Annotated in this window: 11 protein-coding genes; 3 read left to right on the top strand and 8 right to left on the bottom strand. The window is 60.4% G+C overall.

What is annotated here, in order from left to right; translation table 11 throughout:
• Positions 1–3: 3 nt before the first annotated feature.
• The gene (gene uvrB, locus F0320_RS06180; RefSeq protein ID WP_047650628.1) at positions 4–2,019 is read right to left on the bottom strand and encodes an excinuclease ABC subunit UvrB; all 2,016 of its coding nucleotides are present in this window, start codon (positions 2,017–2,019) and stop codon (positions 4–6) included.
• Positions 2,020–2,771: 752 nt separating this feature from the next.
• Between uvrB and F0320_RS06175 the strand changes: the two genes are divergently transcribed.
• Complete coding sequence (locus F0320_RS06175) at positions 2,772–3,494, top strand: ABC transporter ATP-binding protein (RefSeq protein ID WP_047061409.1); 723 nt, start codon at positions 2,772–2,774, stop codon at positions 3,492–3,494.
• On the opposite strand, the gene bioD is transcribed toward F0320_RS06175, so the two are convergent.
• The 4 genes from bioD to bioB are packed head-to-tail and all read right to left on the bottom strand — an operon-like array spanning position 3,457 to position 7,084.
• Entirely contained in the window at positions 3,457–4,158 is a 702-nt protein-coding gene (gene bioD, locus F0320_RS06170; RefSeq protein ID WP_126328067.1) for a dethiobiotin synthase, read from the bottom strand. The two genes, F0320_RS06175 and bioD, sit on opposite strands and share 38 nt — an antisense overlap.
• Positions 4,151–4,906, bottom strand: a complete 756-nt coding sequence (bioC, locus tag F0320_RS06165; RefSeq protein WP_126328066.1) for a malonyl-ACP O-methyltransferase BioC — start codon at positions 4,904–4,906, stop codon at positions 4,151–4,153. The genes bioD and bioC overlap by 8 nt, the downstream gene beginning before the upstream one ends.
• The gene (gene bioF, locus F0320_RS06160) at positions 4,890–6,047 is read right to left on the bottom strand and encodes an 8-amino-7-oxononanoate synthase (protein WP_126328065.1); all 1,158 of its coding nucleotides are present in this window, start codon (positions 6,045–6,047) and stop codon (positions 4,890–4,892) included. Before bioF ends, bioC begins: the two co-directional genes overlap by 17 nt.
• Positions 6,044–7,084, bottom strand: coding sequence for a biotin synthase BioB (gene bioB / locus F0320_RS06155; protein WP_047650624.1), 1,041 nt, complete (start codon positions 7,082–7,084; stop codon positions 6,044–6,046). The genes bioF and bioB overlap by 4 nt, the downstream gene beginning before the upstream one ends.
• Positions 7,085–7,170: 86 nt before the next feature.
• On the opposite strand from bioB, the gene bioA reads away from it, so the two are divergent.
• Positions 7,171–8,460, top strand: a complete 1,290-nt coding sequence (gene bioA / locus F0320_RS06150) for an adenosylmethionine--8-amino-7-oxononanoate transaminase (protein ID WP_407043992.1) — start codon at positions 7,171–7,173, stop codon at positions 8,458–8,460.
• Between the two features lie 48 nt (positions 8,461–8,508).
• A complete protein-coding gene (locus tag F0320_RS06145; RefSeq protein WP_126328062.1) occupies positions 8,509–8,985 on the top strand; it encodes a kinase inhibitor in 477 nt (158 codons plus the stop codon).
• Between the two features lie 50 nt (positions 8,986–9,035).
• On the opposite strand, the gene hutH is transcribed toward F0320_RS06145, so the two are convergent.
• The 3 genes from hutH to F0320_RS06130 all read right to left on the bottom strand — a co-directional run bounded on the left by hutH (position 9,036) and on the right by F0320_RS06130 (position 13,103).
• Positions 9,036–10,556 (bottom strand): histidine ammonia-lyase, encoded by a 1,521-nt coding sequence (gene hutH / locus F0320_RS06140; RefSeq protein WP_126328061.1) that lies wholly within the window; start codon positions 10,554–10,556, stop codon positions 9,036–9,038.
• Positions 10,556–12,241: a urocanate hydratase gene (hutU, locus tag F0320_RS06135; RefSeq protein ID WP_126328060.1), complete on the bottom strand. Its 1,686-nt coding sequence runs from the start codon at positions 12,239–12,241 to the stop codon at positions 10,556–10,558. Before hutU ends, hutH begins: the two co-directional genes overlap by 1 nt.
• A 127-nt stretch (positions 12,242–12,368) precedes the next feature.
• Entirely contained in the window at positions 12,369–13,103 is a 735-nt protein-coding gene (locus tag F0320_RS06130) for a histidine utilization repressor (RefSeq protein ID WP_126328059.1), read from the bottom strand.
• Positions 13,104–13,106 lie beyond the last annotated feature (3 nt).

The raw sequence follows: 13,106 nt of genomic DNA, 5'->3' as shown, positions 1-13,106 counted from the left end.
TACTCACGATGCCGCGATGAAAAGATCCCGCAGCTGATGAAGCTGGTCGCGGATCTGCGCCGCCTCTTCGAACTCCAGGTTCTGCGCGTGCTGCATCATCTGCCCTTCCAGCTCGTGGATTTTCTGCTGCAGCGCTTTCGGCGTCAGCACGACGGTATCCTCTTCCACCACTGAACGCGCCTTGCCGCGACCTTTCGCTTTGGTTTTGGCAATGTTCTGACCCAGAGCCAGAATATCCACGACCTTCTTGTTCAGCCCCTGCGGGGTAATGCCGTGCTCTTCGTTGTAGCGCTGCTGTTTCTCGCGGCGGCGCTCCGTTTCGCCAATCGCTTTCGCCATCGACGGGGTGATTTTGTCACCGTACAGAATCGCTTTACCGTTGACGTTACGCGCGGCGCGGCCGATGGTCTGGATCAGGGAGCGTTCAGAACGCAGGAAGCCCTCTTTGTCCGCATCCAGAATCGCCACCAGCGAGACTTCCGGCATATCCAGACCTTCTCGCAACAGGTTGATCCCCACCAGCACGTCAAACTCACCCAGACGCAGGTCGCGGATAATCTCCATGCGCTCCACGGTGTCGATATCCGAGTGCAGATAGCGCACCTTCTCGCCGTGCTCTTCGAGATACTCGGTGAGGTCTTCCGCCATACGCTTGGTGAGCGTGGTCACCAGCACGCGCTCGTTGATGGCGGAACGGGCGCGGATCTCTGAGAGCAGGTCGTCCACCTGCGTCGCCACCGGACGCACCTCGATAATCGGGTCCAGCAATCCGGTCGGACGTACAACCTGATCGACAACGTCTTCACCGGATTTCTCCAGCTCGTAGTTGCCCGGCGTGGCCGAGACGTAGATGGTTTGCGGCGCCAATGCCTCAAATTCTTCAAACTTCATCGGACGGTTATCCAGCGCTGACGGCAGGCGGAAGCCGTACTCCACCAGCGTCTCTTTACGCGCCCGGTCACCGCGGTACATCCCGCCGATCTGCGGGATCGTGACGTGGGATTCGTCGATCACCAGCAAACCGTCTGCCGGCAGGTAATCAAACAGCGTCGGCGGCGGCTCGCCCGGCCCGCGCCCGGAGAGGAAGCGCGAGTAGTTTTCAATTCCGGAGCAGTAGCCCAACTCGTTCATCATCTCAAGGTCGAACTGGGTACGCTGGCTGAGGCGCTGCTCTTCCAGCAGCTTATTGTTCGCCAGCAGCACCTTACGGCGCTCGGCCAGCTCCACTTTGATCTCTTCCATCGCCTGCACGATTCGCTCGCGAGGCGTCACGTAGTGCGTTTTCGGGTAGATGGTGAAGCGCTGGATCACCGACTCAACGTGTCCGGTCAGCGGGTCGAAGAGCGACAGGCGTTCAACCTCTTCGTCAAACAGCTCGACGCGCAGCGCCATATCGTCCGATTCCGCCGGGAAGATGTCGATCACCTCTCCGCGTACGCGGAAGGTGCCGCGCTGGAACGCCTGATCGTTGCGGGTGTACTGCAGCTCCGCCAGACGACGCAAAATCGCCCGCTGGTCGATGATCATCCCCTGCGTCAGGTGCAGCATCATCTTGAGATAGAGATCCGGATCGCCCAGACCGTAGATCGCGGAAACCGACGCGACGACGACCACATCGCGACGCTCCAGAAGCGCCTTCGTGGCCGACAGACGCATCTGCTCGATATGTTCGTTCACCGAGGCATCCTTCTCGATGAAGGTGTCAGAACTCGGCACGTAGGCTTCTGGCTGGTAGTAGTCGTAGTAGGAGACGAAATACTCCACCGCATTTTCCGGGAAGAACTCTTTCATCTCGCCGTAAAGCTGTGCGGCCAGGGTTTTGTTGGGTGCCAGCACCATCGTTGGGCGCTGGAGATCCGCAATCACGTTGGCTATGGTGAACGTTTTACCCGAGCCAGTTACCCCCAGCAGCGTCTGGTGCGCCAGCCCGTCTTCCAGCCCCTCTTCCAGACGACGGATCGCCTCAGGCTGATCGCCAGATGGACGGAAAGCAGAATTCAATTTGAACGGTTTACTCATGGGCGACGACCTGATGACGTTATAAGCGGCAGGTGAGTAATTTTACTCGTTGTTGCCAGGAATGCCAGTAAAAAACACTGGATGAAAAACCAGTGGCATGTCAGGATATTTAGCATAGCGCCTGAATGATGAGTGGGATAACGGCCAAAATTTAGACTGAGACAATATAAAACACCAGTCAGGTCAGGTTATCCCCAGAACTTTTTCTTTTTTAACATTTGTCAAGCCAGGTAATGATAGTTTTGTGGCAACGGGTGACACTTTCATGACGGGAATTGCTTTTATCTAAGCAATTAAATAATAAACGATATTTTCTAAAGCCGCGTTTCGCGCCAATTTGGGCGTAAGCCGCGTCCTCTCTCGCTTATCGCGTGTTTTCTAACTCTAATGCACATGGTTATCCACAGGAATAGTGGATAACTGCTTCCAGCCCATGCAGACTGGCGCTCGGCAAATTCCCGGATTTTCCCACGAGACGGCGGGAAAAAATTTTTATAGCTATTTTTTGCTGATTAACAGTTGCGTCATTCATAACCAATCGACGAGATCTTGCTCACATTTTCATCATTTTGTGTTCTGCACCACAACTCACCACCGCCAGCACCGTCGATGTGCAATCCGGTTTTTAATAGACCACTTTCCGGTGATTTATTCCTAAAAAAGCCTTTTTTTTGAACACTTTTCGGTTTCTGGCAGGGGTTTTGCAGATTCAAACCCGAGCCTCACCTACACACATTTTTAAGGAGAGAAAGATGTTGAGTCTGCGTGCTGTGAATCAGTTTTACGGAAGTCAACATACGCTATGGAACGTGAATTTGGATTTTCCGCAAGGGATGTGTACAGGCGTCGTTGGCCTGCCGGGGATGGGGAAAACGACCCTCATGAATTGCATCGCCGGGAGAGTGCCCGTTGAAAGCGGCAGCATCATCTGGCACGAGGCGGGCGCACCGCCGCGCGACTTGCTTAACCTGCCGCCAGAACAGCGCTCAGGACCGGGGATAGGCTATGTCCCGCAGGACAGGCGGATCTTCTCCCAGTTAACAATTGAGGAGAATCTGCATATCGCCATGCGGGCGATGGGGAAACCCAACCCGGAGGCGAAAAGTGACGTTTACGACCTGTTTCCGGCGCTCTACGCATTGCGACAGGCCCGCGCCAATACGCTCTCTCCGGACGATCAGTATCAGCTGGCGCTGGCTAATGCGCTGGTGAACCGCCCGCACCTGCTGATCCTCGATGAGCCCCTGCACGGCGCAGGACACAGCTTCGCCCAGAAGCTGGGGCAGCTGCTGGTGCGCTTAAACCGGGAGTTAGGTATGACGGTGCTGTTAGCGGAGCAGCAGCTGTCGTTTATCCGCCGGGTGGCGGACCGTTTCTGCATGCTCTATCGCGGGCGTAACGTGGCGCAGGGCCACGTTAACGAGCTGGATGACGAGCTTATCGCGCACTGGATGTCGCGGGAAGCAAGACGCTGAGATCGAGATAACGCCCGGTGTCGGCATTTTCCGCGCCGTCAGCAAGCCAGGGAATTTCCCCGAGGCACGGGGCGGGAAGTACGCGCCTGAGCGTCGCCAGATACTCCTGGTGTCGTTTCCCCGGCGCAACCACGTCGTTGGCTATCCAGCCCGCCAGCGTCAGCCCGGCCTGCTGTACGGCCTGCGCGGTCAACATGGCGTGATTGATGCAGCCCAGCCTGATGCCGACGACCAGAATGACCGGAAGCTGCTCGGCCTGCACCCAGTCAGCAAACGTCTGCACGTCCGAAAGCGGCGTAAACCAGCCGCCTGCGCCTTCCACCAGCACCCAGTCGGCCTGGCTTTCCAGCGTCCGTAACCCGGCTGACAGCACGGTGAAATCAATCGGACGACCTTCGTCAGCGCTGATGATGTGCGGCGAGGTCGGCTCGGCAAAGGTGTACGGATTCACCGCGGAATAGGCAAGCTCACGCGTGCTGTTACGCTGGAGCGCCAGCGCGTCGGTGTTGCGTAATCCTTCCGCCGTCATCTCGCTGCCGGAAGCAACCGGCTTATACCCGGCGGTGTTTTTTCCGAGCTTTCGCGCCGCCTGCAGCAGCGCCGAGCTGGCCACCGTTTTGCCCACTTCCGTATCCGTTCCGGTGACAAAATAACGTTCAGTCACGTTCGATAATCCCATGAAAAAGTTGATAAGAGAGCGGGAAATGTCCCCGCTGCTGCGGCCAGGCCAGCTCCAGACGCTGCAGCTGACCGCGGGTGAGCGGTTTTTTCTCGCGTCCGGTATGCAGGTGCGTGGCCCCGATGCCCTTCAGCGAACGCATGGCACTGAACGCATCGCTAAAATTAAGCGTGATGGTCTGCACCACGCTGCGGTAGCGCCAGCCTGCCAGCGCCTGCGTCACCTGCTCATGCGATAAAAAACGGTTAGCGTGCGGCTGCTCATCCACCGCTTTCCACGCCTGATTTAGCTCCGGCAGCGAACTTTCCAGCAGGGTGGTAAAGGCCACCATCCCGCCCGGTCGCGCGACGCGATAAAGCTCGCGCAGGGCCTGCGGCAGGCTGCTGCACCACTGAACCGCCAGATGGCTCCAGACCAGATCGAACTGCGCATCCGCCAGCGGGATCGCCTCGATATCAGCCAGCAGATAGCGATCCGCTGCCTGCCGCTGACGCGCCTCGTCGAGCATCTGGTCCGAGAGGTCGATAGCCGTAACCTGGCTTCCCGCCCCGCGCCAGTAGCGGCTGTTGCTGCCGGGACCACAGCCGGCGTCCAGCACCTGCGGGAAGCGGTTCTCGCCAAGGGCGGCCAGAAGCCCCTGCGCGCTCAAACGCTGCAGCTCATCGTGCTGCGAATAGCTCTGCGCGGCGCGACCGAATGCCGCCGCAACGGCCTGCTTATTCACCGGCGTCATGGAGCGCCTCCAGCAGCGTCTGGATATCCCGCGCCTCATGCGCCGCCGTCAGAGTTAAACGCAGCCGCGCGGTACCTGGCGGGACCGTTGGCGGGCGGATGGCGGTGACCCACATGCCGCGCTCGCGCAGCGCCTGTGCCAGCGCCAGCGCGCGGCCGTTTTCGCCGACAATCACCGGCTGGATAGCGCTCTGCGAATCGGGACTGTGGAAGGGCAGCGCCGCTAATCCCTGACGGAAGCGGGCAATATGCTCTGCCAGCCGCTGGCGACGTTCATCCCCTTCCGCGCTGCGTATTACCGCCAGCGACGCAGACAGCGCCACGGCCTGCGCCGGGGGCATGCTGGTGCTGTAGATCAAATGTCGGGCAAACTGCAGCAGATAGTCGGCGACGGACTCGCTGCACAGCACGGCGGCGCCGCTGGCGCCAAAGCCCTTACCGAAGGTGACAATCAGCAGCTCGGGCTTTACGTTTTGCTGATGCGCGCTGCCGCGACCTTCGTCGCCCATTACGCCAGTGCCGTGGGCATCGTCGACCAGCAGCCAGGCGTTTTGCCGTTTTGCGGCCTCGTGCAGCGCGGCAAGCGGCGCGCTGTCGCCGTCCATGCTGAATACCCCTTCCGTGACCGCCAGCTGCTGTCCGTCGCAGGGTTTATCCAGCAGCGCGGCGAGCTGCCCCGCATCGTTATGGGCAAAGCGGCGCAGCTGCGCCGGGCTTAAATTTGCCGCCTCCAGCAGTGAGGCGTGGCTCAGGCGGTCGGCGACAATGCGGTCCTCTTTTCCCATCAAGGCGGTAATAACCGCCTGATTGGCGGCAAAGCCGGAGATGAACAGCAGCGCGCGCGGGTAGCCGAGCCAGTCGGCAAGCGCCTCTTCCAGCGCCTGATGCGCGGTGGTGTATCCGCTGACGTGTCCCGAGCCGCCGCTGCCCACGCCAAACCGCTCCGCACCCTGCTGCCAGGCGCGGATGATGGCCGGATGCTGGCTCAGCCCGAGATAGTCGTTGCTGGAGAAATTACAAAACTGCCGCCCCTCGCGGGTAAGAAAACGGCCCGCGCCGTTTTCCACCACCCTGCGAACGCGAAACGCCTCTGCCGCCCGGCGTTCGTCCAGCGCGGTATTAATGCGTGCCTGCCAGGTCATACGGCTGCCGCGTTGTAGAACTGATCGGTGTCGGCGTTGAAAATCTGCTGCTCCAGCTGCTGCTGTTGCTCGTTATCGCCCGTCAGCACTTCGGTCTGATGCGGGTTAAGCCCCAGCTTGCGGAACAGCTGAACGTCTTTGTCCTCTTCCGGGTTCGGCGTGGTCAGCAGCTTGCAGCCGTAGAAGATGGAGTTGGCTCCGGCCATAAAGCACATCGCCTGGGTCTGCTCGTTCATCTGCTCGCGACCGGCAGAGAGGCGCACGAAAGAGGTCGGCATCATGATGCGCGCCACCGCAATGGTGCGAATAAAATCAAACGCATCCACGTCCTCGTTATCCGCCAGCGGCGTCCCTTTAACCTTCACCAGCATGTTGATCGGTACGCTTTCCGGCGGAGTCGGCAGGTTCGCCAGCTGCAGCAGCAGGCCCGCGCGGTCTTTCACCGTTTCGCCTAAACCGACAATACCGCCCGAGCAGACCTTGATCCCCGCATCGCGCACTTTATCCAGCGTGTCCAGACGCTCCTGATAGGTCCGCGTGGTGATGATGTTGCCGTAAAACTCCGGCGAGGTGTCGAGGTTGTGGTTGTAGTAGTCCAGCCCCGCCGCGGAGAGGCGCTGCGCCTGCTCGTCGTTGAGCGTGCCGAGCGTCATACAGGCTTCGAGGCCCATCTCCTTCACGCCCTTCACCATCTGCTCCAGATACGGCATGTCGCGATCGTGCGGGTTCTTCCACGCCGCGCCCATGCAGAAGCGGGTCGAGCCGGCGTTTTTCGCCTTGCGCGCCGAGTCGAGCACCTGCTCCACCTCCATCAGCCGTTCGGATTCCAGGCCGGTTTTGTAGCGCGCGCTCTGCGGGCAATATTTGCAGTCTTCAGGACAGGCACCGGTTTTGATCGACAGCAGCGTGCTGACCTGAACGTGGCGCGGATCGAAGTGCTGACGATGCACCTGTTGGGCTTCGAACATCAGCTCAAGGAAAGGTTTGTTGAATAATTCAGTGACTTGCGACATCGTCCAGCGTGCGTGGTGAGCCATGGGGCTTCTCCAAAGGGTTTTGTTAATTTTCGGTTCGGTTTATACTCGTAAACCTAAAACTTTTCAAAATGGTTTACAAGTCGATTATGACCCAGGACGATCTCGCCTTCGACAAGCAGCATATCTGGCACCCTTACACCTCCACCACCCGCCCTCTTCCCGTCTATCCGGTGGCCTCCGCCCACGGCTGCGAGCTGCACCTCGCCAGCGGCGAACGGCTGGTTGATGGGATGTCTTCGTGGTGGGCGGCCATTCACGGGTACAACCACCCGCGCCTGAATGCGGCGATGAAGGCCCAGATTGACCAGATGTCGCACGTGATGTTTGGCGGAATCACCCATCGGCCCGCGGTGGATTTATGCCGCCGTCTGGTGGCGATGACGCCTGACTCGCTGGAGCGCGTGTTCCTGGCCGATTCCGGCTCCGTGGCGGTGGAAGTGGCGATGAAAATGGCGCTGCAGTACTGGCACGCGAAGGGCGAAACGCGCCAGCGGTTCCTCACCTTCCGCAACGGCTATCACGGGGATACCTTCGGGGCGATGTCGGTGTGCGATCCGGACAACTCCATGCACAGCCTGTGGAAGGGCTATCTGCCGGAAAACCTGTTCGCTCCGGCCCCGCAGAGCCGCTTCGACGGCGAGTGGAACGAGATGGACATGGTCGGTTTCGCCCGGCTGATGGCGGCGCATCGCCATGAAATCGCCGCCGTGATCCTGGAGCCGGTTGTGCAGGGCGCAGGCGGAATGAGGATGTACCATCCGGAATGGCTGAGGCGTATTCGCAAGATGTGCGACCGCGAGGGCATTTTGCTGATTGCCGATGAGATCGCCACCGGCTTTGGCCGCACCGGCAAGCTGTTTGCCTGCGAGCATGCGGGCATTGCGCCGGATATTCTGTGTCTGGGTAAAGCGCTGACCGGCGGCACCATGACGCTCTCCGCCACGCTCACGACCCGCCAGGTGGCCGACACCATCAGCGACGGCGAGGCGGGCTGCTTTATGCACGGCCCGACGTTTATGGGTAATCCTCTCGCCTGCGCCGTCGCAAGCGAAAGCCTCGCCATTCTGGAGAGCGGCGAGTGGCAGATGCAGGTGGCGGCGATTGAGGCGCAGCTGAAAGACGAGCTGAGCGCCGCCTCGGGCGCGAATTTCGTGGCAGACGTGCGCGTGCTGGGCGCCATCGGGGTGATTGAAACCACCCATCCGGTGAATATGGCGGCCCTGCAGCGCTTCTTCGTTGAGCAGGGCGTCTGGGTGCGGCCTTTCGGCAAGCTTATCTACCTGATGCCGCCGTACAGCATTACGCAGGAGCAGCTGCGTAAATTAACCGACGCGGTTGTAACAGCCGTTAACATTCCCGCGCATTTCACGATATAACCCTATGCATTACACTTGCTGAACGAGCGATCAACGAGGGTAAACCGTATGAAAATCATCAGTAAAGATCTGCGCGACGGTGAAAAACTGCCGGAACGCCACGTATTCAACGGCATGGGGTATCAGGGAGACAATATCTCCCCGCACCTGGCGTGGGACGAGGTTCCGGCCGGAACCAAAAGCTTTGTCGTGACCTGCTACGACCCGGATGCGCCTACCGGCTCCGGCTGGTGGCACTGGATTGTGGCGAACCTGCCTGCCGACACGCGCGTCCTGCCGCAGGGTTCCGGTTCAGACCTGGTTGCCCTGCCTGAAGGCGCTGTTCAGACGCGCACCGATTTTGGTAAAGCGGGCTACGGCGGCGCGGCGCCGCCAAAAGGGGAAACCCACCGCTATATCTTCACGGTGCACGCGCTGGATGTGGAGAAGATTGAGGTCGATGAAGGGGCGAGCGGCGCGATGGTGGGGTTTAACGTGCATTTCCATTCGCTGGGCAGCGCGTCGATTACGGCGATGTATTCATAATAGTGCGGGCTAATGCCCTCTCCCACAGGGAGAGGGTTTGGGCAAAAAAATCACAGCACCGGCGGCAACAACCCCACCAGCCGCCCCTCTTCCAGAAGCTGCATCGCCTTATCAATATCCGGCGCAAAGAAGCGGTCGTCATCGTAGTGCGATACGTGCTCGCGCAGTACATGACGCGCCTGCTCCAGCAGCGGGCTCGATTTTAGCCCTTCACGCAGATCGATACCCTGACTTGCCGCCAGCCATTCCACCGCCAGCACGCCGCGGGTATTGGAGGCCATTTCCCAGAGACGACGCCCGGCAGCCGGTGCCATCGAAACGTGATCTTCCTGGTTCGCTGACGTTGGCAGGCTGTCCACGCTGTGCGGGTGCGACAGGGCTTTGTTCTCGCTCGCCAGCGCCGCCGCGGTCACCTGGGCAATCATAAAGCCCGAATTCACCCCGCCGTTACGCACCAGGAACGGCGGCAGCTGGGACATATGTTTATCCATCATCAGCGCGATGCGGCGCTCGGACAACGCGCCGACTTCGGCAATCGCCAGGGCGATATTATCCGCAGCCATCGCCACCGGCTCGGCGTGGAAGTTACCGCCGGAGACCACTTCGTTTTCCTGGGCGAACACCAGCGGGTTGTCGGACACCGCGTTGGCTTCGACCAGCAGCACTTCTGCCGCCTGGCGCAGCTGCGTCAGGCACGCGCCCATCACCTGCGGCTGGCAGCGCAGGGAATACGGATCCTGCACCTTCTCGCAGTTGTGGTGTGAATCCGCGATCTCGCTGGTGTCGGTAAGCACGTGACGATACATCGCGGCGGCATCAATCTGCCCGCGCTGACCGCGCACCTCGTGGATGCGGGCATCGAACGGGCGACGCGAGCCCAGCACGGCTTCGGTGGTCAGGGCACCGCACACCACCGCCGAGGCAAACAGATCTTCCGCTTCAAACAGGCCGCGCAGCGCGAAGGCCGTCGATGCCTGGGTACCGTTCAGCAGCGCCAGCCCCTCTTTCGCCGCCAGGGTGATCGGGTTTAACCCGGCTTTTTTCAGCGCCTCTTTCGCAGGAAGCCACTCGCCCTGCCAGCGCGCTTTGCCTTCGCCCAGCAGCAGCAGCGACATGTGCGCCAGCGGCGCAAGATCGCCGGATGCGCCAACAGAGCCTTTTGCCGGGATCCACGGATAGACTTCCGCATTGACCAGCGCCATCAGCGCCTGAATCACGCTCAGGCGAATGCCGGAGAAGCCGCGGGCCAGGCTGTTGATTTTGAGAACCATCATCAGACGGACAATCTCATCCTCCAGCGGCTGACCCACGCCCGCCGCATGTGACAGCACCAGCGAACGCTGCAGGTTTTCCAGATCGTGTGTGGCGATGCGGGTCTGCGCCAGCAGGCCAAAGCCGGTGTTAATCCCGTAGGCGGTGCGCCCTTCGGCAACGATGGCTTCGACGCAGGCGACGCTGTCGTTAATGGCGGCGTGGGCGCTTGCATCCAGCGACAGGGTAACCGGCTTGCGCCAGACGTTACGCAGCTGCTTGAGCGTCAGCGAGCCGGGAGTGAGTGTTAATGCGTTCATTAATGCTTTCCTTGTGTGGCAGGGATCATCGGCAGGTTAAGGCCCTGCTCTTTGGCACAGTCAATGGCAATTTCGTAACCCGCATCCGCGTGACGCATCACGCCGGTTGCCGGGTCGTTGTGCAGTACGCGAGCGATACGCGCGGCGGCTTCATCGGTTCCGTCGCAGACGATGACCATCCCGGAATGCTGGGAGAAGCCCATCCCCACGCCGCCGCCGTGGTGCAGCGACACCCAGGTCGCGCCGCTGGCGGTATTCAGCAGAGCGTTCAGCAACGGCCAGTCGGAGACCGCATCCGAGCCGTCGCGCATGGCTTCGGTTTCGCGGTTCGGGCTGGCGACGGAGCCGGAGTCCAGGTGATCGCGGCCGATGACGATCGGCGCGGAGACTTCACCGCTGCGCACCATTTCGTTGAAGGCGAGGCCGAGTTTTTGACGCCACTCCAGCCCTACCCAGCAGATACGCGCCGGCAGGCCCTGGAAGTTGATGCGCTCGCGGGCCATGTCCAGCCAGTGGTGAAGATGCTCGTCATCGGCGACGATCTCCTTCACTTTGGCGTCGGTTTTGTAGATGTCCTCCGGGTCGCCGGACAGGGCAACCCAGCGGAACGGGCCGATACCGCGGCAGAACAGCGGGCGAATATAGGCAGGAACGAAGCCCGGGAAGTCAAACGCGTTATTCACGCCCATCTCTTTCGCCATCTGGCGGATGTTGTTGCCGTAGTCAAAGGTCGGAATGCCCATCCGGCTGAAGGCCAGCATGGCGGAGACGTGCTCGGCCATGGCGCGTTTCGCAGCAAGTACCGTGCCTTCCGGGTCGATTTCCGCTTTTTGCTGATATTCTTCCCACGTCCAGCCTTTTGGCAGATAGCCGTGCAGCGGGTCATGGGCGCTGGTCTGGTCGGTGACCAGATCCGGACGCACGCCGCGGGCGACGAGCTGTGGGAGAATGTCCGCCGCGTTGCCGCACAGGGCAATCGACACGGCTTTATCTTCGGAAGTGTATTTTTTGATACGCGCCAGCGCATCGTCCAGATCGGTTGCCTGCTCATCGACGTAGCGGGTGCGCAGACGGAAATCAATGCGGCTCTGCTGGCACTCAATGTTCAGCGAGCACGCGCCGGCAAGCGTGGCGGCCAGCGGCTGCGCGCCGCCCATGCCGCCAAGACCCGCGGTCAATACCCAGCGGCCTTTGAGCGAGCCGTTATAGTGCTGGCGACCGGCTTCCACGAAGGTCTCGTAGGTGCCCTGCACGATCCCCTGGCTGCCGATGTAGATCCAGCTCCCCGCTGTCATCTGGCCATACATCGCCAGCCCTTTTGCGTCCAGTTCGTTGAAGTGCTCCCAGGTGGCCCAGTGCGGCACGAGGTTAGAGTTAGCGATCAGCACGCGCGGGGCGTTTTTGTGCGTTTTGAACACGCCAACCGGCTTGCCGGACTGCACCAGCAGGGTTTCGTCGTGTTCGAGTTCGGTCAGGGATTTTACAATTGCGTCATAGCATTCCCAGTTGCGCGCGGCGCGGCCAATGCCGCCGTAGACCACCAGCTCGTGGGGGTTTTCCGCCACCTCAGGGTCGAGGTTGTTCATCAACATGCGCAGCGGGGCTTCGGTGAGCCAGCTTTTGGCGGTAAGCGTGGTGCCGCGCGCGGCGCGGACGTCCTGCTGGCGGTATTTACCTGACGACATTGTGTGCTCCTCATAGGGGACAGATGATGCATTTAGATATACTTGTATAGACAAGCACACACAAGTCCGGATTTAACAAAAAAGATACAATTTTGTTATATTGCGTTAGCGATCACGCTTATAAAACTTATGACATGAAGTGGCCCTGCAGCCGGTAGCGATTCCCCGGGAAAAGCAGCCGGGCATGCGACACAATGTGCGACGAGGACCAGGTTCGACGGCGGATCAGCAGGCACGGATCGTGCTCCTTAATGCGTAGCCGCTCGCACTCCTGCGGCGTGGCGCGTACGGCCTCTACAATGTGCTCCCCTTCCGTCAGCGGTGCGACGAGCGAGAGATAGGCATGCGGCGTGGTCTGGGTGTAATCCTGGCTCAGATAGTCCGGTATCCGTTCTGCGTTAACGCAGCGATCTTCAATCTGCACCGGAATGTCGTTTTCGAAATGCACCATCACGGAGTGGAAGATTCGGCTTCCCTCCTTGACGTTAAGCTCCGTGGCCTGCTCGGCGCTGGCCAGGGTCTCTTCGAGCACCAGCACCTCACAGCGGTGCTGGTGATTACGCGCGGCAATCTCGTCCGCAATGCTGCGGATTTCAAACAGCGCCGACTGTCCTTTAGGTTCCGCCACAAACGTCCCCACGCCCTGCAGGCGCACCAGAAGCCCTTCGTCGGTCAGCTCGCGCAGCGCCCGGTTGACGGTCATCCGGCTAAAACCAAACTGCGCCACCAGCTCGGCCTCCGAAGGTATGCGATCGTGCGGGCGCCAGACGCCGGCGGCAATTTTTTCGCTAATTGCCTGCTTCACCTTTTCGTAGAAAGGCGCAGGAGGGCTCGACTGCGGCAGAGGTGAGCGTGAAAACATCGT

This window comes from Enterobacter dykesii (assembly GCF_008364625.2).
In the GTDB taxonomy this organism is placed as follows: domain Bacteria; phylum Pseudomonadota; class Gammaproteobacteria; order Enterobacterales; family Enterobacteriaceae; genus Enterobacter; species Enterobacter dykesii.
This window is presented reverse-complemented; position numbering and strand designations above follow the sequence as displayed.